We start from the raw sequence: 20841 nt of genomic DNA on the forward strand, positions 1-20841 counted from the left end.
AAAATATTTTTTCTTTTTTGCCGGACGATATCGGATACAGAACCTTAATGAACGCAGTGCTCCGAACACCCTTTCCGCCGATTCCCGAATTGCTTCGTTAGCGGGGTGCAAATCTACCACCCTTTTTTAAATCCACAAGGATTTTTCAAAACTTTTTTCGCCTTTTTTTTAGGCCCCCGCACAACCCGCTGTCAACAAGCACCTTGCGCACGGAAATTTACCCGAAAAAGGGAAAACAATTTAATACTTTTTCCCATAACCGCAAAACAATGCAACGTTAAAATTGAAGCCCCCCCGCGTTAGTGGGCGCAGCGGCATCCCCGAAGCAAAGCAAGGGATACAGCACAGCACACGGCCCGACACAAGGAGGGAACGCCCAAAATAACCCTAAAACCTTGAGTTTACTTTAAAAAAAAAGGATATCCAACCTTACTCCTTGGACTTGTTCTGATCTTTCCAAATATTGGTAAGGGTAGCGTAATCGTATTCCAAAACGGAAGGCTGTCTTTCCAAACTGAAATCGGCAAAGGCCCTTTGAAGAATATCCTCTATAAGGTAATCCTCGTGCACCAGATCCGGATGGAATTCTTCCTTAATACTTATGCTGAACATTTTGGCGGTAGTATTGTACCAAAAGGCACGCCAGCCACTTCGTAACTCTTTCACCAAATCGAAAGCCGTGATCCCGGTTTGCCTATAGATCAACTTTACCAAAATCTGACCTTCTGTACGTGTCAGTTTCTTTAGTTCCTCGGAGAATTCATCTTCAATGAATTTTTGAACCTTGCGTGTAAACCTCCTTTTATGGGAATTCTTTTTTATGTGCTCCAAACTGTCATTCAGTTCCACCAACCTTTCGGCAGCCAATTTGGCATAAGGATAGACCTTCATGGTTTTCCTCCTTAATATATAGTACCTTAACTTATCGTTATAGGAGGAGAACTTAAGTCTACCAAATACATAAACCTCATTTAAGGCAATGGAACTTTGAAGAACGGAGTCTCCCTCCATTATAATATACTGCTGGGCCAAGGAATCCAAAGTCTCTTCAGGAACCTGCGCCAGTCCTGTAAATCCCATTATCCAAAAAAATATTATCGAAATTTTTTTTTCCATTGAATCTTAAAATACAAAAGCCTTGCCAAAATTAATGATAAAGAAAGGAGCTTGCTATTAATTAAAAGCGAATATTGTTAAGTTTGCATTCAAAATATACGTAAATGAGCGCTAAAAAGATTCTTACCAAAAAATCCATAGATTTTTTAGAAAAATATTTAAATAATCCTTCTCCCACCGGATATGAATGGGAAGGGCAGAAATTATGGATGGATTATATAAAACCCTATGTAGATAATTTTATTACCGACACCTACGGTACCGCAGTAGGAGTTATAAATCCTGACGCAAAATACAAAGTGGTCATTGAAGGGCATTCCGATGAAATTTCCTGGTATGTAAATTACATTACCGATAACGGTTTGATCTATGTGATCCGCAACGGAGGAAGCGATCACCAGATTGCCCCCTCCAAATGGGTGGATATCCACACTAAAAATGGAATCGTAAAAGGAATATTTGGATGGCCGGCCATTCATACTAGGGACAGCTCTAAAGAAGAATCCCCTAAATTGGACAACATTTTTATAGACATAGGCGCAAAGGACAAGGCAGAAGTGGAAAAAATTGGGGTACATGTAGGTTGTGTCATCACCTATCCGGATACCTTCCAAATTCTAAATAAGGATAAATTTGTTTGTCGCGCTATTGACAACCGTGTGGGTGGTTTTATGATTGCAGAGGTGGCCAGACTGCTAAAGGAAAATAAAAAGACACTTCCGTTTGGACTTTATATTACCAATTCCGTTCAGGAAGAAATTGGCCTTAAGGGAGCTGAAATGATCACCCATAGAATAAAGCCGAATGTTGCCATTATCACCGATGTCTGTCATGACACCACAACTCCTATGATCGAGAAAAAGAAACAAGGTCATACCGAAATTGGCGCAGGTCCTGTAATTTCCTACGCTCCTGCAGTACAAAACAAACTTAGGGAACGAATCATTGAAACTGCTGAAGCCAGTAAGATTCCTTTTCAACGTATGGCCGCTTCAAGGTATACCGGCACGGATACCGATGCCTTTGCCTACAGCAATGGTGGTGTAGCCTCGGCTTTGATATCATTGCCACTTAGGTATATGCACACCACAGTGGAAACCGTTCATAGGGACGATGTTGAAAACGTAATTAGACTTATTTACGAAACACTCCTAAACATTAAAGAAGGCGAAACTTTTAGTTATTTTGAATAGCACTTATATTATCCTCCCTTTGGGGAGGATTTTTTTGTTTTAAGTATTTTGCCCAATAATTAAATTACAATAAGATATGGATGAATTAATAGACGTATTGGATGCCGATGGTAATTACACGGGAAAGTCCATTATGAAGTCGGAGGCACATAGAAAGGGGGTTTTTCACCCTAGCATCCATGTCTGGTTCTATACCAAAAACGGAGAAATAGTTATACAGCAGCGCGCCAAAAACAAGGATACCCATCCAGGACTTTGGGATGTATCCGTAGCCGGACATATTGGTGCCGGTGAGGATGTAACGGATTCTGCCATTAGGGAGGTGCAAGAAGAGATCGGACTTGATGTTGCGGAAACTGAATTACATAAAATAGGGGTATTCAAATACATCCACCAACATCACAAAGATCTATTGGACTGTGAATTCCACCATACTTTTATTTGCGAATTAAAAGCTCCTCTTTCAGAACTTGAAATGCAAGAAAGCGAAGTGGCCGATCTTTCCCTGATTACAATGCCCAAATTCCAAAGGGAACTGGAAAGCGAATTACATTCCAAGAAATACGTGCCTTATGATTTGGATTATTATGAAGCCATATTTCAGGCCATTAAGAAAAAGCTATAAATTCTTCAAAAACTCCTCAGGTTTATCCAAACTATAGGTTTCCTGCCCTCCTTTGACCATATCCTTTACCACAAATGAATTGCCGGCCAATTCCTGCTCCCCGATCAACACCACATAAGGAACATTTCTATTATTGGCATATTTCATTTGTTTCTGCATCTTGGCACTGGACGGATAAAGATCACATTTTACACCTGCCCTCCTTAATTGATTAACAAGTTTCAAAGAAGTCAATGCCTCCTTATCCCCGAAATTTACACAGAGTACTTGTAAGGATTGGTCAATAGCTTCAGGGAACAGCCCCAGCTCCTCCAGCACTAAATAAATACGGTCCAGACCAAAAGAGATTCCTACTCCGCTTACGTCCTTAAGACCAAAAATGCCAGTAAGGTCATCGTAGCGACCGCCTCCGCCGATAGACCCCATGCTTACCCCTTCCGGAGCAGCTACCTCAAATATGGCCCCGGTATAGTAATTAAGTCCCCTGGCCAAAGTAACATCTATCTTCAGATTTGCGGTTTGCAATCCCAGTTGCTCCAAGGTTTCAATTATAAACTTTAGTTCCCCTACCCCTTTGCTTCCTTCCTCGGAATCCTTCAGCAAGTTGGCCAAAACCGAAAGCTGTTCCAGATTAGTGCCCTTGAGTGCGAACAGGGGGGCCGCTTTATTAATGGCTGCCTCTGAGATATTCTTTTCCCTCATTTCTTTAGAAACTCCATCAATCCCTATTTTGTCCAGCTTATCCAGGGCCACGGTGAAGTCGATTAATTTATCCCGCTCCCCGATTACCTCGGCAATCCCGGCCAATATCTTTCTGTTGTTTAGCTTAATGGTTACTCCTTCCAACTTTAAATCCGTAAAAACAGCATCGTACAACTGTACCAATTCCACTTCCTGTAAGAGGGAACCTGAACCTACCACATCGGCATCACACTGAAAAAATTCACGAAAACGTCCTTTTTGAGGTCTATCTGCACGCCATACTGGTTGGATCTGATACCTTTTAAAAGGAAAGTCGATTTCATTTTGGTGCATTACCACGTAACGGGCAAAGGGCACGGTAAGGTCATAGCGCAAGGCTTTTTCTGAAATCTTTGAAGTCAAGGCACTTGAATCCTTAGTAGAATACAACCCATCATTCACCTTATTCAAAAAATCCCCCGAATTAAGGATTTTAAAGATCAGTCGATCCCCTTCGTCTCCATATTTCCCCATTAAGGTTTCCGAATTTTCAAAGGACGGTGTTTCAATAGGTTGAAAACCGTAGGTCTGAAAATGTTTTTTTACCACAGCAAAAATATAGTTGCGCTTATTGACTTCGGAAGGGGAAAAATCTCTGGTTCCTTTAGGTATGGATGGTTTTTGTGCCATTGTATTTTAATCTATTGTAAATATAAGGGATTAAAGAAGTTTTCTTGGATAGGAAAAATCAAAATTAACCAATTAAATCATCGAACCATTGGTAAAGTTCACCTTTGGTAATTACGGCTCCTTGTTTTATTAAATTAAACTTATCCAGGTTTTTATCTGCTGAATACGCCTTGGAGGCTGTTAGATATTCTACAAAATCTGATTGATAGTTTTTTCTGAACCAAGAAAAGCCTTCTTTGGTACTAAGATCAATATCCGGATTCATGACTTTTACAGAAATGAGCTTCATCTCTTTTTCCTCCAGATGAAAAAAATGCATTTGCTGTGCGGATATATTTTCCAGAAACTGTACTTTGGACAATACACCCTCCCAAATTAAATCACTAAAAATATCCAGTTCCTCCTCCGCTACCTCCGGTTTTTCTTTCTTCAACTTTTCCCATTCGTCCCCTGTTATGGACTGTGTAGCCAAAAAGTTGATAAACTCTTGGTGCAACTCCTCTAGTTGTTGTCTTGTTAATCTTAAGTATTTCATTTCGCCGCTAAATTTCGAAAACGCCCTGCCCATGAAACCAGGACGGACATATGGAACAATTTTTTGCTGTAAATTTTAAGGTAATTAACATAAAAAAGGCCACATAAATGCGGCCTTTCATATTACTTATCCGGATAGTATTATCCTTTTGCCTCTGCAATTACTTCAAATGGGAAATCGATTACCACATCTCTGTGCAATCTTATTTGAGCATTGTAAGGACCTGTCCTTTTTACCGCTCCACCCTGAATTGCAATATATCTCCTATCAAGAGAATGTCCAGCTTTTTCCAAAGCATCGGCCAAATCCATATTGGTAATAGATCCAAACAATTTATCTCCTGCACCAGCTTTAGCCGTAATTTTAATTTCCAATTGTTTAATGGCTTCTGCCGTCTTATTGGCAGCATCAACAATTTTCTTCTCTTTATGAGCTCTTTGCTTTAGGTTTTCTGCCAGTACTTTTTTGGCAGATGGTGTAGCTAAAGAGGCCAATCCTCTTGGGATAAGGTAATTTCTACCAAAACCATTCTTTACGTTCACCAAATCATCTTTAAAACCTAAGTTTTGTACGTCTTCCTTTAATATAAGTTCCATCGTCCGTTTCTTTTTATTTTAATAAATCGCCAACATATGGCATTAAAGCTAAATGGCGTGCTCTTTTTACAGCAACGGCCACTTTACGCTGATATTTCAAGGAAGTTCCAGTAAGTCTTCTTGGAAGCAATTTACCTTGCTCATTTACTAACTTTATTAAGAAATCAGGATCCTTGTAATCTACATATTTAATACCTGATTTTTTGAAACGACAATATTTCTTTTGAGTATTGGTCTCTATATTAAGAGGAGTAAGATATCTGATCTCTCCGTCTTTTTTACCTTTTGCTTGTTGTTCTATTGATGCCATAATCCTTACGCTTTAGCTTTTAACTTTGTTCTTCTTCTTTCTGCCCATGATACGGCATGCTTGTCTAATTTTACGGTCAAGAAACGCATAATACGTTCGTCCCTTCTGAATTCCAATTCGTAAGGGGCAACAACGTCGCCTTCAGCTGTAAACTCGAACAAATGGTAAAAACCACTTTTCTTGTGTTGGATAGGATAGGCCAATTTCTTTAGGCCCCAGTTTTCTTTGGCTACCATTTTGGCACCTCTGTTAATTAAGAAATCCTCAAATTTCTTAACTGTTTCCTCTATCTGAACATCAGATAGAACGGGATTTAAAATGAAAACAGTTTCGTAATTGTTCATATGTTTAAAATTTTTTAAGTGTGCAAAAGTAATTATTTTTTATTCATATCACAAGAAATTGGAAAAATCTTCGTTATACCTAGAGAAAACATAATATTGAACTTAACCAAAAACAATTAAACTATGGTCATTGCCATTTACACAACAATTACTGCAATGTTTACAACTTTTGTTGTACATCAGCGTGATTTTTAAGTACTTTGTCGATGATTTAACCCCACAAATCAACCATTTATGAAATTAAGAAGCATTATCGTGGACGACTCGTCCATGCAGCGGATGGCAGTTGCCAAACTGGTGAATAACCATCCGAATCTGGCTTTGGTAGCTGAGTACAGTAATGCCATTGAAGCCAAGAACGGCATCAAGAACAATGAAATCGATTTAATTTTCCTAGATGTAGAGATGCCAATTATCACTGGATTCGACCTATTAGAGTCCCTAGATAACAGTCCTCAGGTAATTTTGATCACCGGTAAACCGGATTATGCCCTTAAGGCATTTGACTACGATGTAACAGATTACCTTCACAAACCCATTACCCTATCACGTTTTGACGCTTCCGTTAAGCGGGCGGTAGCTAAATACGAACAAATCAATAAGGTAACGGAAGACGAAGAACATATCTTTGTTAAGAGTAACTTGAAGAAAAGAAAGGTTATTTTAAACGAGATAAAATGGATAGAAGCTTTGGGCGACTACATAAAACTAGTTACAGATGAGGCCAATATCGTAATTTTATCAACAATGAAATCTTTTGAAAAACAGTTGCCAGAAGATAAGTTTTTGAGAATTCACAAATCCTATATTGTTAACCTGGAGAAAGTGGAGAAGTTTAACAGTAAAAATGTAGAAGTTAGCGGAAAACAAATACCTCTAAGTAGAAATAAGAAAACTGAATTGGCAGAGGCACTAAATAATTTTTAGATAGTTATATGTGATCTACATTGTAGATTACCCGAACACCTCTGTAATAGGAAATAGCATTAAAGGATTTTTCAATTCTTTTAATGCTATTTTTTGTTTTTACCAAAGAGTAGTTTCCCCCGATCTTAATAATAACATTCTTAATATATTGATTTCGGATTCTTGCCACAGGCGGATATTCGGGCCCCAATACGTTTCCGCCAAAACTATTCCTCAAGGATTTGGCAAACCATTCCGCAGCATCGTTTAGTTTATTGTAATCCTTGTGCTTAAACGTAATTTTGATAATTCTGTTTATAGGAGGATACTTATACTGTTCCCTTTCATAAATCTGCTCCTGAAACATTCCATTATAATCACTAGTTGTTACCTGCTGTAATATTCTATGATTGGGATTATAACTCTGAATAATTACCTTACCCCTCTTCTTGGTCCTCCCTGCCCTGCCGGCCACTTGGGTAAGCAATTGAAAACTTCTCTCATGAGCCCTAAAATCAGGAAAATTCAACAAAGAATCCGCATTCATGATTCCGACCAGGTTTACATTCCTGAAATCGAGCCCCTTGGTCAGCATTTGGGTACCCACTAGAATATCCATCTCCTGTTGCTCAAAGGAATTGATGATCTTTTCATAACCATGTTTGCCCCTGGTGGTATCCAAATCCATTCGCCCAACATTGGCCTTTGGGAACAATTTATTGAGCTCCTGCTCTACCTGCTCGGTTCCAAAACCTTTGGTATCCAAGGTTGCATTCCCACAGGCTTGGCAAGTTTCCTGAAGGGCTATATGATAACTGCAATAGTGACATCGCAATTGTTTTCTTTGCTGGTGATAGGTTAAACTTACATCGCAATTTGGACATTGGGGCGCATGCCCGCAGGTAGTACATTCCATAATGGGCGCAAACCCTCGTCTATTTTGAAAGAGAATAACCTGCTCCCCGTTATCCAAGGTCTCCGCAATCTCTTCCAATAACCGCTCCGAAAAATGTCCTTTCATCCTCTTTTTTCGGGACTGCTCCTTTATATCTACCAATTCCATGTCCGGCATAAGCACATTCCCGTATCTTCTTTCTATATGCGCATAGCCGTACTTGCCGACCTTTACGTTATAAAAGCTTTCCACACTTGGCGTGGCGGACCCCAATAGAATATCGCTCCCGTGCAAATTACCTAAAACAATGGCGGCGTCCCTTGCGTGATATCTGGGCGCCGGGTCATATTGTTTAAAAGAACTTTCATGCTCCTCATCCACAATAACCAATCCCAGATCCTTAAATGGCAAAAACAAAGCAGACCTGGCCCCAATTACAATCTGTGCTTTTGGCTTGCCCTCCAAAACATTATTCCAAACTTCCACCCTTTCCTGAACATTATATTTTGAATGATAAACGGCCACTTTTTCACCAAAATAGGCCTGTAATCTGGAAATCAACTGGGTAGTTAGGGCAATTTCCGGAAGCAAATAAAGTGCTTGCTTTCCTTGGCTTAAGAATTCTTCGATCAGCTTCACATAGACCTCTGTTTTCCCCGAAGAGGTAACCCCATGCAAAAGCACTACTTTGTTGTCCTTAAAGGAGTTTTTTATATCCTTGAGAGCAGCCTTTTGATAGTCGTTCAACGATTTTAAGGTTTCGTTTTCATCATCACCCTCGTAAACAACCCTATCGGTCTGAACAAATTGTTCTTCCAAAATACCCTTATCTATCAACGTCTTAATGATGGAGCTTGAACTATTACTGGCTTTTTCCAAATCGCTCACCTTTACCGGCTTTTTGGTTGCTGCTTGTAATTGAAACAAAGACAATACCACTTGGCTTTGTTTGGGAGCCCTGGTCAAACCATTCAACAAGGCTTCCAAATTCTCTTCAGACCTATAGTTTTTTCCCAGTTGAACGTATCGGACTAATTTGGGTTTATATTGTTCGTACATCTCCTCCTTGAGAAAGATGATATTCTTTTGAAGCAACCTATTTAAAACTGGGATGATATTCTTTTTGTCTAGGATATCACTTATTTCCTGAACCCTGAGAATTGATTGATGCTGTAAGGCCTCGAACACCATAAATTCATCATCGAGCAAATCGCTTTCCTCTATATTCGCCCTATCGTTCCTGAGTATCAAAGTTTCACTTTCCAAAAGCAGGGCACTTGGTACGGCCGAGCGAAAAACTTCCCCTATAGAACACATATAATATTGGGCCAACCAATGCCAGAACTTAAGTTGGATATTGGTCACAACAGGATAATCGTCCAATATTTGATCAATTTCCTTTGCTTCGTAGACTAAAGGTGCGGTGTTATGGATTTCGAACACCAAGGCTGTATATATTTTTGATTTTCCGAAGGGAACGGCTACCCTCATTCCAGGTTTTAATATTTTGGCCTCTTCCTCGTTAACCTTATAGGTAAAGAGCTTTTCTATAGGAATGGGTAAAATAACATTGATAAAATCCTGCATATTCCCTAAAATTCTATCCTTCCACCCTTATCCAAGTCTGGGTGCGGTAGATGAAAGCCAAATACCCCCTCACCTTTAATTCATCAGGATTCTCGGGATTTAGCCACAATTTGCACCTAAAGGTCATTGCTTGTTCCGGATCGAACAAGGTTTTCCCCTTCCATTCCCCATTGCCAATATGCTCTACCTCTTCAATTATCTTCATGCCAAGAATAGGCTGATCTTTTTTCTCCCCATCACATTTTCCACAAACGGCATTTTCCTTACCTTCTTCCAATATCTCAACAACATGACCGTACATAAGTCCATCTTCCTCATAGATACTAATAATTGCCTTGGGATTACCTGTTCTATCATCGATGGTTTTCCATTTCCCAAAGATGCTTTGCGCCGAAGCCGACAAAGAAAAAAGCATAAAAACACCCAACATTGCCCATTTATTCCTTTTCATCATGTTTATCATATTTTTTTCTTAAAGAATTTAACGAGGCATTCAGTTCAAACCCCAACAGCAAGATATTGGAATTTAACCAAATAAATACCAATAAAATCAACAAACCTCCTAAAGCACCGTATAATTCGTTATATCGGGCAAATTTTTCAACATATACCCCGAATAAATAGGAAGTAAGTATAAAAAGCAAGGTAGTCATCAAGGCTCCGGCTGAAAAAAATTTGGCCTGCCTTCCCTCCTTGGTGCCAAAATAATATAGAATAGCCGTTACAAAATAGGCCAACATACCCAAAAACAAAAACTTACCCCATTGCACCAAAATAAATTCACTTTGATCCACCTCCAATTCCACTCCCCTGTGTGTTATATCATATAATCCAATAAGTACATATGCCTCAAAATAAACAAATATGACTGCCCCTAACAGAAGAAGTATGGACAGCATCAAGCCCACCATCAAGGAATAGACATATTGCTTAAATATACTGCGATTGAGATTTACATGGTAAGAGTTCTCAAATCCCACAAAAATGGCATTCACCCCGTTGGCCATCAAAAAAATTGAGGTTATAAATGCGATTGCAGAGGATAGGACATCCCCTCTTTCCTGCTCACTGATCTGCAAGTAAATTTCACTAAAATAATCACCCGTTGCCCTAGGTAGAAATGATTCCAAAAAAATTAGGAATTCCGTGTCAAAATTCGAATTTCCCACAGAAACATAGGGAATGATGAAAGGAATTAGGGTAACCAAAAAAATCAACAATGGAAATAGGGCCAAAAACAAACTAAAGGAAATGGAGCTTGCCCGGGTGGATAAGGCTCCTTTCACTATCCCCAAAACATACATCTCAATAAGGTCATAAAAAGAAAGGCCCTCAAAGGCAGGCAACTTAAAACTTTTCATTAGCCCCACTACCCAATTCACTATGGGAATCTTCTCCAGTTTTCTTTCGATTTCCTGGGACATTTAAACGGCTTTAAGACTAAGATCCATATTGTATATGGAATGTGTTAATGCACCCGAAGAGATAAAATCAACACCACATTCTGCATATTTCCTTATAGTTTCCTCATTAATTCCGCCAGAAGATTCTGTAAGACATTTATCCCCGATCATTTTTACAGCTTTCTGGGTATCCGCAAAACTAAAGTTATCCAGCAAAATCCTATATATTCCGTTAGACTGCAAGATTACATCAACCTCTTTGAGGTTTCTAGCTTCTACAATAATTTTTAGATCTAATTTTTTGTCGGCCAGATATTGTTGTGTTTTTTCAATTGCCTTTGTGATACCTCCAGCAAAATCGATATGGTTATCCTTTAGCATAACCATATCATAGAGGGCAAATCTATGATTTTCACCTCCACCTATCTTTACCGCCCATTTTTCCAATGCCCTTATTCCAGGGGTTGTCTTACGGGTATCCAAAATCTTGGTGTTGGTACCTTCCATAAGTTTTACAAAATAATTGGTCTTGGTGGCAATGGCACTCATTCTTTGCATCCCATTAAGAACCAACCTCTCTGCCTTTAAAATACTTTGAGAACTTCCCGAAACATAAAACACGATATCCCCAAATTTTACGGCTGCGCCGTCTTTAATAAGTTCTTCCACTTCTAAGTTACTATCCACATATTGGAAAACTTTTTTGGCAAAATCCACTCCGGCAATAATACCCTTGTCCTTGACCAACAGCTTTGCCTTTCCGGTTGCAGAGGCCGGTATACATGCCAGTGAGCTGTGATCGCCATCTCCTACATCTTCCCGTATAGCATTCTTTATAATTAAATCGAGCTCCTTCTTAAATTGTTGTTCTGATATCATGCACTATTTTTTCTATGCTAATTTACTAAAATGTTTCTCCAATTCCGCCTCCTTTGAAATTTCATTAATGGTCAAATGTTCCAAATAAAACAAACCTCCGAGCTAATTTGAAACCTACTATTTCACATTGGCACAGCAATTCTTCATTTAATTAACGGCATGCGTGCATAATCTTCTTTTTGGAGTTTGAAATATGCACATTACATTTGCCCAATGACTATAAAACTATTAGTACTGGGAAAAACAGATAGTACTCAATTGAACCAATTAATTGAGGAATATCAGAATAGGCTAAAACACTATATTAAGTTTGAGCTGGAAATAATTCCCGACATAAAGAATACCAAAAATCTGTCCGAAAAACAACAAAAGGAAAAAGAAGGGGACGCCATACTCAATAAACTTAGTGCTACAGATTTACTCGTGCTGTTGGATGAAAACGGAAAACAGAAAACTTCCGTAGAATTCTCGGAATACCTACAAAAAAACATGAACTCCGGCCTAAAGCAACTTGTATTTGTCATTGGTGGACCTTACGGATTTAGCGATGCGGTGTATCAAAAAAGCCGAGGTAAAATCAGTTTATCAAAAATGACCTTTTCGCACCAAATGGTCCGATTGTTTATGGTGGAGCAGCTTTATAGGGCATTTACCATTCTAAGGAATGAACCTTACCACCATCAATAGCAATACGCGATTACAAAAGAAGGTACCAACCTATTTAAAAAATATCCTTTTCAGTTAACCGCCAAAGGTTCGATTCCCAGAATTTTTTCATTAAAATGCATAAAAAAACTGCCTGAAAATAAATTTCAGGCAGTCCTTTAGGTTTGATTACCAATAACATTCTAATATAAAACCCTAAATTTAATAGTGTTATCTATTTTTTTAAGGGCCTTTAGAACATCCTTATTATATTCTTTGTCCAAATCGGAAATTACATATCCCACCTCGTTATCCGTAGAAAGATACTGTCCCGAAATATTCATATCATAACGGGCCAAAACTTCATTGATCTTCGCCATAACGCCTGGTACATTCTTGTGAATATGTAAAAAACGATGGGCATTATTTTGTTTAGGCAGTCTAATATTTGGAAAGTTTACAGCATCTACAGTATTCCCAGAATTAATATAGTCCATTATTTTATTGGGAACAAAATCAGCTATATCACGTTGTGCTTCTTCCGTACTACCACCAATATGGGGAGTAAGAATAACGTTCTCCAAGCCTTTAAGCTCTGTTAAGAACTCACCATTGCTTCTAGGCTCCTCTGGAAAAACATCTATAGCCGCTCCCGCAATCTTTCCGCTTTTTAAGGCATTGGCCAAAGCTTCAATGTCCACCACAAAACCTCTGGACAGGTTTACGAATAGGGCACCATCCTTCATTTGATTAATTTCCCTTTCCCCTATAAAATTATTATTGGCCTTATTATCGTCTATGTGCAAGGTTACCACATCAGAAACATTTAACAAATCTTCCAATGTATTGCATTTGGTGGCATTACCCAAAGCCAATTGATCTCCTACATCATAGTAGTAAACACGCATCCCCAAGGCCTCGGCCAATACGGACAATTGTTTTCCAATATTTCCATAACCTATAATACCCAGATTTTTACCTCGTACCTCTTTTGAATTGGCCGCAGTTTTATTCCATTGTCCAGCGTGGATTTCAGTACTGCGCGGAAAGATACTTCTCATTAACATGATGATCTCACCAATAGCCAGTTCCACAACAGACCGTGTATTGCTATACGGGGCATTAAATACTACTACTCCTTTTTTCTTGCAGGCCTCCAAATCTATTTGGGTAGTACCTATACAGAAAGCGCCAACCACCATTAACTTGTCTGCCGCAGCCAACACATTTTTGGTGACTTGGGTCTTGGAACGTATTCCTAGGACATGTACTCCTTTTATTTTTTCAATTAGTTCATCCTCTGATAGGCTATGCTTCAGAAGCTCTACGGAAAACCCCTCCTCGGAAAGGGTATCAAAAGCATTTTGATGGACATTTTCCAACAATAAAATCTTAATTCTATTCTTTGGGTAGGATATCTTTCTTGGCAACTTGTTCACAAATAAAAATTCATCTAAATTAGGTGTAATATAGTCTGCGTTTCTCGCAGCCTTTTCTCTATGCACATTCTCGGTATAGGCGAAAAATTTATCCGCAATACCTGCTTCGCGCATTACATAGTCACTATAACCGTCTCCAATTACCTGTACTTCCCCTTGTAAATCCAAGTTTTTTAAACAGGCAATTTTTCCGTTGTGCGAGGCCAATACGTTAGCCTCGTCAAATCCTATTATTTTACCGTTTTCGTCGAACCGAAATGTATTGGCATACACCCTATCCGCAGGAATGTTGTATTCGGCGACTATGGGATCTATAAACTCTTTAAAGCCACAGGAAATTACATAAATATCATCGGAATAATTATGAAAAAATTCCTTGTTGGATTCTATCGACTTGGATATCTTTTGGCGAAGTAATTGGACCAAATTCTCCAAGTCGTCCTTGTGTGCGTTTAATAAATTAATTCTTTTTTCCAAGGACTGGGTAAAAGAAATGTCCCCATCAATGCCCAGATTGGTTATTTTTTGGATTTCCCGAATAATATCATCCTTATCCGCTCTTCCATTTAGCGTAATCTCCGCCAAAACATCCAGTGCCTCTACCCTAGTTAGGGTACTATCAAAATCAAACACATATTTTCTGCCTACCGCAACCATTGAATCTGAATTTTAAGGGGCAAAAGTATGAATTAATTTTATCCAACTCCCTATTATTACGAAGAAAAGTAATCGATACTTGATTTTCATCGATATATGTAAGAAAATGATTTTTTTATACCATTAAAATTAAGGAATTGATAAAATTTTTTCTTCACCCAACCTTCAAGCTAATGTTTAAATCCACCATTCATAACTACTAAAGTGAAATTGATTTAATACAGATAAGATCTACCAATATTCCTGCATTGGCCTTATACACCTTTAGCGAACCCCAAGATAAATTAATCCGGTTATGATGGCCAATCCAAAACTCAGTAGGGTGCCGATCAATATATACTCCGTAAGCTTTCTTGAGTTACTTTCCTTAAGGTCATTGAACCTGAAAACAGATTTGGCGGTAATCAATAGACCAATTGCCTCCCATCTACCTAAAATTATAAAGATCAATACAAACAATCGTTCTATAATTCCAATATACTTTCCCGCATTTGGAAGGGATTTATGGTCCAATTCTATCCTGTCCGACATACCTTCCAACAATTTGGCCATAATAATGGAAGAGGGATAACTTGCAAATACAACTGCCGTAACCAACGGCCAATTCATTTCCTGTAAAAGACCCACGGTATGCCCCACTAAATCAGAATTAAACACACAGCAATACAAAACAACCAAATGCAATGCCTGGTCTATAAAAAAAGGAATGGCCTTGTTCTCAAAATAAGGATTGGCATATAATTTTGAGAGGTCTATAAAATAATGTGATATACCAATGACCAAAACCCATCCCCATAATTTTAAATCCCACAATAACAACATGGCGATTATTACATGAACCAATATATGCAGGTATAGATATTTGGACGCTATCTTATTTGCCTCTTTGTGCACCACCCATTTATTGGGTTGAAACAGAAAGTCCCCCAGAAGGTGGGCCAACAATAGCTTAGTAAACAATATCATTCCTTAATATGTTTTATATTTTGATCGTAATACGCCAGTAGATCCAACACCAAATCCATCCTGGCCCGCTTTAATCGCTGGCTTACCGCTGATTGCCTTATTTTTAATTGGTCCGCAACCTCCTGTTGGGAAGCGTTTGGTTTTGCTAGGGCCAAACTCACCATTTGTGCTGAAACAGTAGACCAATCGTCCATAAAATTCAATGCAAGTTTCAACATAAGGTTCAACGTTTCATCCTTATCGTCATGGCCTGTAACTATGGCCAAATTAAGCTTTTGCTCCTTTAAGGTTTCAAAAATTCTACCGGAGCGTTGGTATGCCTTCCCGTTGGACTGACTCACACTGCTCCCTACGAACGTTTCGGACCCCAGTCCTATCCCCATTCTCACATCCAAATTCTTGATGGATTTAATGAGGGCTTTTATCTGAACGGCCATAGGCAAAGCTCTTTCCGGGCTTGTTCTTATTTGAAATTCATCGCCCCTATAAATCTCCCAATCATTGGGTGTTTTGCCATGACGACCAAGGTATGGCTTCAGAATATCCATCCATTCCGAAGCCCCATAGCGGTCAGAATTAATAATATCCCCTGTAATTATAGCTACCATATATAAGTTAAAATGCTAATATATTAAAATATAAGCTAAAATACTAATATTTTTACTTATAAGTTAAATCGATTATAAATAAATGATTAAAACCAGCGACGAACCATTACGCAATACTTTTGATACTCCTTCCCGAAAATATTCGTCAAAGCTTCCTCCTCGGGTATGATCTGATAAGTATTCATATAATAGACAAACCCGGCGGCCAATAGCGTATTAAATGCGTTTCCCAGATACAGTCCCCAGGTCAAAAGAAGTAGCAATAATGCCAAATACATAGGATTTCTGGAATATTGATAAAGGCCACCTGTAACCAATTTAGACGCTTTGGAAGGGACAAGTGGGTCTATACTGGTTTTTGATCCAAAAAATTGAAACAAAGTAACAACCCCGATTAATAATGCAAGAAAGAAAAGTAAATACATTAAATAATTTCTACCAAAAAAATCAAAATAACCTACTGGCATGTATGTAGCCAATAGATACATAAATAAGGCAAAAATAAAAGTAACAACAAGGGGCGGGATTTTTAACTTCATAGAATATAATAAAATGATAAGGAAATAAAATTACTACTTTTAGACCTTTAATATTAATTTGCCCTTAAGATTATCAAGCCCGAACCAAAGAATAATAAAACTAAGTAAAATGCAATTGGTATTTGCAACACACAACCCCAACAAACTAAAAGAAGTACAAATCCTATTTCCCAAAGAAATAGAACTACTGTCTTTAGAGGACATTGGCTGCATGGATGAGATTCTTGAAACTGCAAATGATCTGGAAGGCAACGCAACCCTTAAAGCCAATTTTGTCACAGAAAATTACGGTTATCCCTGTTTCGCAGACGATACCGGACTTTTAGTGGATGCCTTGGACGGAGCGCCAGGGGTATATTCTGCAAGATATGCCGGCGAACAAAAAAACTCAGATGACAATATGGACAAATTATTGCTCCAATTGGATAACCAAACCAACAGGTCGGCGCATTTTAAAACCGTTATCGCCTTAAATCTTAACAATGAACAATTTCTCTTCAAAGGAATTGTACAAGGCGATATAACAACCCAAAAAAAAGGTGCCAAAGGTTTTGGATACGACCCTATTTTTAAGCCCAATGGGTATGACAAAACTTTTGCTGAATTACCTATTTCGATAAAAAACAAAATAAGCCATAGGGCCAAAGCCATTGAACAATTACTTGCATTTTTCAAAAACCAAACCCATGTCAACAAATAAATCCGAGGAAAAAACTACTACAACACCTAAAATATTGGATCGTACCGAGACCATAGGAGGAATACTGATTGCTGTATTCGCTGCTTTACTGGCCATAGCGGAACTTGTCAACAATAATCTGGAGGAGGAAATGATGATTGCCCACAGCCAATTCGTAAACTACTCCAATTGGTACCAATCTAAAAGTATAAAACAAAGTTTAAAGGAAAGTGAACTGGATTATTTGAATGCCTTAACGGAAACAGGTATAATACCCGAGGATAAAACTAAAAATATTAAAACCAAAATAGCCCAGACCAAAAGCATGGTATTAAAATACGAAGCTGAAAAAACTGAAATTCTAGTTGGATCATCCAATGTTCCCAGAGAACATTGGGCACAGGACCTTGATGGGGAAATGGGGAAAATTATAGGAATAAACGAATGGGAAAAACTCACCCAGGATTACGAAACAGCGACCAAGAAATTCGACTTGGGAAAATTATTGTTTCAAATATGTATCGTACTAGGGGCTGTTTGTATCATAATTCGTGATAACAAAAAATTACAGAAAAACTTTATTGTACTTATGTTGGCGTTCGGTGCCATTGGAATTCTAATTTCCGCATACGGCTTTATCCTGGCTCCATAAAAACCGCTTTCAAAATAAAATATTTTAATTAAAAAATTAGCAGTACCTTTGCCGCTTCAATTAACGCCGCTGGTATAGCATGTGTTGCGCTGAGTCTAAATAGGTTATAAAGAATAATCGCTCTATGCAACATACATATTTGCGATTATTTAAAACATATTATGACAAAATTTGAAGCATTGGGGCTAAAGAAGTCCCTATTGGATGCTATTTCTGATTTAGGATTTGAATCGCCTTCAGAAGTACAAGAAAAAGCTATTCCGATCTTATTGGAAAGTGAAACCGATTTAGTTGCCCTAGCACAAACGGGTACCGGCAAAACTGCAGCATTTGGATTCCCACTAATTCAAAAAATAGATAGCGAGAGTAGAACTACACAAGGTTTGATACTTTCTCCTACAAGGGAACTTTGTTTGCAAATCACCAACGAACTTACATTGTATTCCAAGTATGAAAAAGGGGTCAATGTTGTTGCAATCTATGGTGGTGCCAGTATTACCGATCAGGCCAGACAAATAAAAAGGGGTGCCCAAATAGTGGTAGCTACCCCAGGTAGAATGAAAGACATGATTGGTCGTGGCTTGGTGGATATCTCCAAAATTGATTACTGTATTCTTGATGAGGCCGATGAAATGTTGAATATGGGCTTTATGGAGGATATCAAAGATATTCTTTCCAACACTCCAAAAGAAAAGTCCACTTGGTTGTTTTCTGCAACCATGCCCAGAGAGGTAGCTGTTATAGCTAAAAAATTCATGCACAGTCCGCAAGAAATTACGGTAGGAACAAAAAATTCAGGAGCAACTACGGTACAACACGAATACTACGTAGTAGGTGGTCGTGATCGTTATCCTGCACTAAAAAGACTAGCGGATACCAATCCTGACATATTTTCCGTTATTTTCTGTAGAACAAAAAGAGATACCCAAAAGGTAGCTGAAAAGTTGATCGAGGATGGTTATAACGCTGGTGCACTTCACGGAGATCTAAGTCAAAACCAAAGGGATTTGGTGATGAATTCCTTCCGTAAGAAACAAATACAAATGTTGGTTGCTACGGATGTAGCCGCCCGTGGTATTGATGTTGATGATATAACCCATGTAATCAATTACCAATTGCCAGATGAAATAGAAACCTATACACACCGTAGTGGACGTACTGGAAGAGCTGGGAAATCAGGAATTTCCATGGTCATCATCACCAAAAGTGAATTTAGGAAAATCAAGGCCATCGAGAATAAAATTCAACAAGCTTTTATTTCCAAAAAAATTCCTACTGGAATGGAAATTTGTGAAATACAGCTTTACCATTTGGCCAATAAAATTAAGGATACAAAAATTAATGAGGAGGTAGACAACTACCTACCTGCAATTAATGATGTACTTCAAGGTATAGATAGAGAAGAACTTATCAAAAAAATAATCTCGGTAGAATTTACCCGATTCTTTAATTACTACAACAAAACCCAAGATTTAAATACCTCTGACTCCCGTGACCGGGGCGATCGCGAGGATAGAGGAAGATCCAGAGATGGTGATAGCCGAATTCCAGCGGATGGCAATGTTAGATATTTCATCAATGTTGGAGAAAAGGATGGCTATGACTGGATGACTTTAAAGGATTTCTTAAGAGACACCGTTAATTTGGGCAAGGATGATATTTTTAAGGTGGATGTAAAGGACAGTTTTTCGTTCTTTAACACTGACGCATCCGCTACAGAAGCAATTTTAAAGACATTTACCGAATTTAAGGTTGATGGACGATTTGTTAACGTAGAAGTGTCAAAAAGTCCAGGAGGCGGCGGTGGAGGCGGCCGAGGAAGACGTGACAGAAGCCGAAGTGGCGGCGGAAGGGATTTCAGGGACAATGATAGAAACAAAGGAAGAAGAAGAGACAGAAGTGACTCCAAAGGAAGCTCTGCTAGTAGTTCTGGTAAAAGGAGAACGAAAAGAAAAAGTGATTCCTATTAGTTAATTCTATATTAAAAAAATACGCTTCGGCGTATTTTTTTAGTTAGTTTACCAATTATAATCATCCAAATTATTTAATGAAAAATTATTTACTGGCCCTATCAATCTTATTTATCTCTTTTGGATATTCTCAAGTGGACAAAAATGACGAAGAGGTAAAACAATTAAAAGCGGTTGTCCAAAATGCCCAAACCGACCAGCCAATGGAAAGTGTTCATGTCGTAAATCTTAACGAAGTGGTGGGCACAATTACCAATGAAAAAGGAGAGTTCAGTATTCCTGCTAAGGTGAATGACACCCTATATATTACTTTTTTGGGTTTTAAATCCCAAAAAGTCAGGGTTACCAATGATATGTTCAAATTTAAGGATACAAAAATTTCCCTTACGGAATTGGCATATGCACTAGAAGAAGTAATCGTTAGACCCTACTCCCTCACAGGCTATTTGGAAATTGATGTCAAGAACTTACCCCTGAACAACGCTTTTCAATATAGTATTTCTGGTTTGTCCGTAGGTTATGAAGCCGGGAGCAAGAACCCAAGTGCGGTCACCAAGGTTTTGGGAGCCATACTTAACCCTGCAGATTTGTTGAGAAATTTATTCGGAAAAAAACCCAACCAAATGCGTAAACTACGCCAAATGAAGGAAGACGATCAAATTAGGGATCTTTTGGCTTCCAAATTTGACAGGGAAACTTTGACCGAGCTACTGCAATTGGAAAAGGTAGATATTGAGGACATCCTTAATAATTGTAACTACTCCAAATCCTTTATTACTACCGCCAATGACTTACAGATCTTGGATGCCATAAGTAGCTGTTACGAAGAATACAAGGTCCTAAATAGGAAAAAATAGACCCGTACCTTAGCATCGCTATAAGCGAGGCTCATCTTTATTCTTTTAAATCAATATTTTTGATTCTCG

At 38.5% G+C, this 20841-nt stretch carries 22 protein-coding genes; 8 read left to right on the forward strand and 14 right to left on the reverse strand.

Annotated elements, in window-relative coordinates:
* Window positions 1-429 precede the first annotated feature (429 nt).
* Window positions 430-1080: a DUF4294 domain-containing protein gene (locus LV92_RS18460; protein ID WP_245946436.1), complete on the reverse strand. Its 651-nt coding sequence runs from the start codon at window positions 1078-1080 to the stop codon at window positions 430-432.
* A 140-nt stretch (window positions 1081-1220) separates the two neighbouring features.
* On the opposite strand from LV92_RS18460, the gene LV92_RS18465 reads away from it, so the two are divergent.
* Together LV92_RS18465 and LV92_RS18470 are read left to right on the forward strand one after the other, a co-directional pair.
* Window positions 1221-2309: a M42 family metallopeptidase gene (locus LV92_RS18465; protein WP_111625091.1), complete on the forward strand. Its 1089-nt coding sequence runs from the start codon at window positions 1221-1223 to the stop codon at window positions 2307-2309.
* Window positions 2310-2385: 76 nt separating this feature from the next.
* Complete coding sequence (locus LV92_RS18470) at window positions 2386-2934, forward strand: NUDIX hydrolase (RefSeq protein ID WP_111625092.1); 549 nt, start codon at window positions 2386-2388, stop codon at window positions 2932-2934.
* On the opposite strand, the gene hisS is transcribed toward LV92_RS18470, so the two are convergent.
* The 5 genes from hisS to rpsF all read right to left on the reverse strand — a co-directional run bounded on the left by hisS (window position 2929) and on the right by rpsF (window position 6090).
* The gene (gene hisS, locus LV92_RS18475; protein WP_111625093.1) at window positions 2929-4305 is read right to left on the reverse strand and encodes a histidine--tRNA ligase; all 1377 of its coding nucleotides are present in this window, start codon (window positions 4303-4305) and stop codon (window positions 2929-2931) included. The genes LV92_RS18470 and hisS overlap by 6 nt on opposite strands.
* 64 nt (window positions 4306-4369) lie before the next feature.
* Entirely contained in the window at window positions 4370-4840 is a 471-nt protein-coding gene (locus LV92_RS18480) for a DUF6495 family protein (protein WP_111625252.1), read from the reverse strand.
* Window positions 4841-4980: 140 nt separating this feature from the next.
* Window positions 4981-5436 carry a 50S ribosomal protein L9 gene (gene rplI, locus LV92_RS18485; RefSeq protein WP_111625094.1) on the reverse strand — a complete coding sequence of 152 codons (456 nt, stop codon included), beginning with the start codon at window positions 5434-5436 and terminating at the stop codon, window positions 4981-4983.
* Window positions 5437-5449: 13 nt separating this feature from the next.
* The gene (gene rpsR, locus LV92_RS18490) at window positions 5450-5749 is read right to left on the reverse strand and encodes a 30S ribosomal protein S18 (RefSeq protein ID WP_176225701.1); all 300 of its coding nucleotides are present in this window, start codon (window positions 5747-5749) and stop codon (window positions 5450-5452) included.
* Between the two features lie 2 nt (window positions 5750-5751).
* Window positions 5752-6090: a 30S ribosomal protein S6 gene (gene rpsF / locus LV92_RS18495; RefSeq protein WP_111625095.1), complete on the reverse strand. Its 339-nt coding sequence runs from the start codon at window positions 6088-6090 to the stop codon at window positions 5752-5754.
* A 234-nt stretch (window positions 6091-6324) separates the two neighbouring features.
* Between rpsF and LV92_RS18500 the strand changes: the two genes are divergently transcribed.
* Window positions 6325-7017: a LytR/AlgR family response regulator transcription factor gene (locus LV92_RS18500; protein ID WP_031444569.1), complete on the forward strand. Its 693-nt coding sequence runs from the start codon at window positions 6325-6327 to the stop codon at window positions 7015-7017.
* A 4-nt stretch (window positions 7018-7021) separates the two neighbouring features.
* On the opposite strand, the gene priA is transcribed toward LV92_RS18500, so the two are convergent.
* Genes priA through nadC form a run of 4 tightly spaced genes read right to left on the reverse strand, consistent with a single transcriptional unit; the run spans window position 7022 to window position 11760 of the window.
* Window positions 7022-9478 (reverse strand): replication restart helicase PriA, encoded by a 2457-nt coding sequence (priA, locus tag LV92_RS18505; RefSeq protein WP_111625096.1) that lies wholly within the window; start codon window positions 9476-9478, stop codon window positions 7022-7024.
* A 13-nt stretch (window positions 9479-9491) separates the two neighbouring features.
* A complete protein-coding gene (locus tag LV92_RS18510; RefSeq protein WP_111625253.1) occupies window positions 9492-9932 on the reverse strand; it encodes a DUF2147 domain-containing protein in 441 nt (146 codons plus the stop codon).
* Window positions 9916-10902 carry a YihY/virulence factor BrkB family protein gene (locus LV92_RS18515; RefSeq protein ID WP_111625097.1) on the reverse strand — a complete coding sequence of 329 codons (987 nt, stop codon included), beginning with the start codon at window positions 10900-10902 and terminating at the stop codon, window positions 9916-9918. The genes LV92_RS18510 and LV92_RS18515 overlap by 17 nt, the downstream gene beginning before the upstream one ends.
* On the reverse strand, window positions 10903-11760 hold the full coding sequence (nadC, locus tag LV92_RS18520; RefSeq protein ID WP_111625098.1) for a carboxylating nicotinate-nucleotide diphosphorylase: 858 nt from the start codon (window positions 11758-11760) through the stop codon (window positions 10903-10905).
* Window positions 11761-11973: 213 nt separating this feature from the next.
* On the opposite strand from nadC, the gene rlmH reads away from it, so the two are divergent.
* The gene (gene rlmH / locus LV92_RS18525) at window positions 11974-12447 is read left to right on the forward strand and encodes a 23S rRNA (pseudouridine(1915)-N(3))-methyltransferase RlmH (protein ID WP_111625099.1); all 474 of its coding nucleotides are present in this window, start codon (window positions 11974-11976) and stop codon (window positions 12445-12447) included.
* Between the two features lie 161 nt (window positions 12448-12608).
* Here the strand turns inward: rlmH and serA are convergent, their stop codons facing one another.
* From serA to LV92_RS18545, 4 genes are all read right to left on the reverse strand, one after another.
* A complete protein-coding gene (gene serA, locus LV92_RS18530) occupies window positions 12609-14501 on the reverse strand; it encodes a phosphoglycerate dehydrogenase (RefSeq protein ID WP_111625100.1) in 1893 nt (630 codons plus the stop codon).
* Window positions 14502-14765: 264 nt separating this feature from the next.
* The gene (locus LV92_RS18535; protein WP_111625101.1) at window positions 14766-15467 is read right to left on the reverse strand and encodes a DUF3307 domain-containing protein; all 702 of its coding nucleotides are present in this window, start codon (window positions 15465-15467) and stop codon (window positions 14766-14768) included.
* Window positions 15464-16075, reverse strand: coding sequence for a SatD family protein (locus LV92_RS18540; RefSeq protein WP_111625102.1), 612 nt, complete (start codon window positions 16073-16075; stop codon window positions 15464-15466). The genes LV92_RS18535 and LV92_RS18540 overlap by 4 nt, the downstream gene beginning before the upstream one ends.
* Before the next feature lie 86 nt (window positions 16076-16161).
* The gene (locus tag LV92_RS18545) at window positions 16162-16614 is read right to left on the reverse strand and encodes a methyltransferase family protein (RefSeq protein WP_111625103.1); all 453 of its coding nucleotides are present in this window, start codon (window positions 16612-16614) and stop codon (window positions 16162-16164) included.
* A gap of 109 nt (window positions 16615-16723) precedes the next feature.
* On the opposite strand from LV92_RS18545, the gene LV92_RS18550 reads away from it, so the two are divergent.
* The 4 genes from LV92_RS18550 to LV92_RS18565 all read left to right on the forward strand — a co-directional run bounded on the left by LV92_RS18550 (window position 16724) and on the right by LV92_RS18565 (window position 20772).
* Complete coding sequence (locus LV92_RS18550; RefSeq protein WP_111625104.1) at window positions 16724-17314, forward strand: non-canonical purine NTP diphosphatase; 591 nt, start codon at window positions 16724-16726, stop codon at window positions 17312-17314.
* The gene (locus tag LV92_RS18555) at window positions 17301-17945 is read left to right on the forward strand and encodes a DUF4337 domain-containing protein (RefSeq protein ID WP_111625105.1); all 645 of its coding nucleotides are present in this window, start codon (window positions 17301-17303) and stop codon (window positions 17943-17945) included. The genes LV92_RS18550 and LV92_RS18555 overlap by 14 nt, the downstream gene beginning before the upstream one ends.
* Window positions 17946-18106: 161 nt before the next feature.
* Complete coding sequence (locus LV92_RS18560) at window positions 18107-19915, forward strand: DEAD/DEAH box helicase (RefSeq protein WP_111625106.1); 1809 nt, start codon at window positions 18107-18109, stop codon at window positions 19913-19915.
* 77 nt (window positions 19916-19992) lie between these two features.
* Window positions 19993-20772, forward strand: coding sequence for a carboxypeptidase-like regulatory domain-containing protein (locus LV92_RS18565; protein ID WP_111625107.1), 780 nt, complete (start codon window positions 19993-19995; stop codon window positions 20770-20772).
* Window positions 20773-20841 lie beyond the last annotated feature (69 nt).

Origin of the sequence: Arenibacter echinorum (assembly GCF_003259375.1) — a bacterium.
Classification (GTDB): Bacteria; Bacteroidota; Bacteroidia; order Flavobacteriales; family Flavobacteriaceae; genus Arenibacter; species Arenibacter echinorum.

Excerpts from the sequence above, each read along its gene's own strand:
- LV92_RS18460 (WP_245946436.1), bottom strand. The coding sequence starts at position 1,080 with ATGGGATTTACAGGACTGGCGCAGGTTCCTGAAGAGACTTTGGATTCC.
- LV92_RS18465 (WP_111625091.1), top strand. The coding sequence starts at position 1,221 with ATGAGCGCTAAAAAGATTCTTACCAAAAAATCCATAGATTTTTTAGAA.
- LV92_RS18470 (WP_111625092.1), top strand. The coding sequence starts at position 2,386 with ATGGATGAATTAATAGACGTATTGGATGCCGATGGTAATTACACGGGA.
- hisS (WP_111625093.1), bottom strand. The coding sequence starts at position 4,305 with ATGGCACAAAAACCATCCATACCTAAAGGAACCAGAGATTTTTCCCCT.
- LV92_RS18480 (WP_111625252.1), bottom strand. The coding sequence starts at position 4,840 with ATGAAATACTTAAGATTAACAAGACAACAACTAGAGGAGTTGCACCAA.
- rplI (WP_111625094.1), bottom strand. The coding sequence starts at position 5,436 with ATGGAACTTATATTAAAGGAAGACGTACAAAACTTAGGTTTTAAAGAT.
- rpsF (WP_111625095.1), bottom strand. The coding sequence starts at position 6,090 with ATGAACAATTACGAAACTGTTTTCATTTTAAATCCCGTTCTATCTGAT.
- LV92_RS18500 (WP_031444569.1), top strand. The coding sequence starts at position 6,325 with ATGAAATTAAGAAGCATTATCGTGGACGACTCGTCCATGCAGCGGATG.
- priA (WP_111625096.1), bottom strand. The coding sequence starts at position 9,478 with ATGCAGGATTTTATCAATGTTATTTTACCCATTCCTATAGAAAAGCTC.
- LV92_RS18510 (WP_111625253.1), bottom strand. The coding sequence starts at position 9,932 with ATGATGAAAAGGAATAAATGGGCAATGTTGGGTGTTTTTATGCTTTTT.
- LV92_RS18515 (WP_111625097.1), bottom strand. The coding sequence starts at position 10,902 with ATGTCCCAGGAAATCGAAAGAAAACTGGAGAAGATTCCCATAGTGAAT.
- nadC (WP_111625098.1), bottom strand. The coding sequence starts at position 11,760 with ATGATATCAGAACAACAATTTAAGAAGGAGCTCGATTTAATTATAAAG.
- rlmH (WP_111625099.1), top strand. The coding sequence starts at position 11,974 with ATGACTATAAAACTATTAGTACTGGGAAAAACAGATAGTACTCAATTG.
- serA (WP_111625100.1), bottom strand. The coding sequence starts at position 14,501 with ATGGTTGCGGTAGGCAGAAAATATGTGTTTGATTTTGATAGTACCCTA.
- LV92_RS18535 (WP_111625101.1), bottom strand. The coding sequence starts at position 15,467 with ATGATATTGTTTACTAAGCTATTGTTGGCCCACCTTCTGGGGGACTTT.
- LV92_RS18540 (WP_111625102.1), bottom strand. The coding sequence starts at position 16,075 with ATGGTAGCTATAATTACAGGGGATATTATTAATTCTGACCGCTATGGG.
- LV92_RS18545 (WP_111625103.1), bottom strand. The coding sequence starts at position 16,614 with ATGAAGTTAAAAATCCCGCCCCTTGTTGTTACTTTTATTTTTGCCTTA.
- LV92_RS18550 (WP_111625104.1), top strand. The coding sequence starts at position 16,724 with ATGCAATTGGTATTTGCAACACACAACCCCAACAAACTAAAAGAAGTA.
- LV92_RS18555 (WP_111625105.1), top strand. The coding sequence starts at position 17,301 with ATGTCAACAAATAAATCCGAGGAAAAAACTACTACAACACCTAAAATA.
- LV92_RS18560 (WP_111625106.1), top strand. The coding sequence starts at position 18,107 with ATGACAAAATTTGAAGCATTGGGGCTAAAGAAGTCCCTATTGGATGCT.
- LV92_RS18565 (WP_111625107.1), top strand. The coding sequence starts at position 19,993 with ATGAAAAATTATTTACTGGCCCTATCAATCTTATTTATCTCTTTTGGA.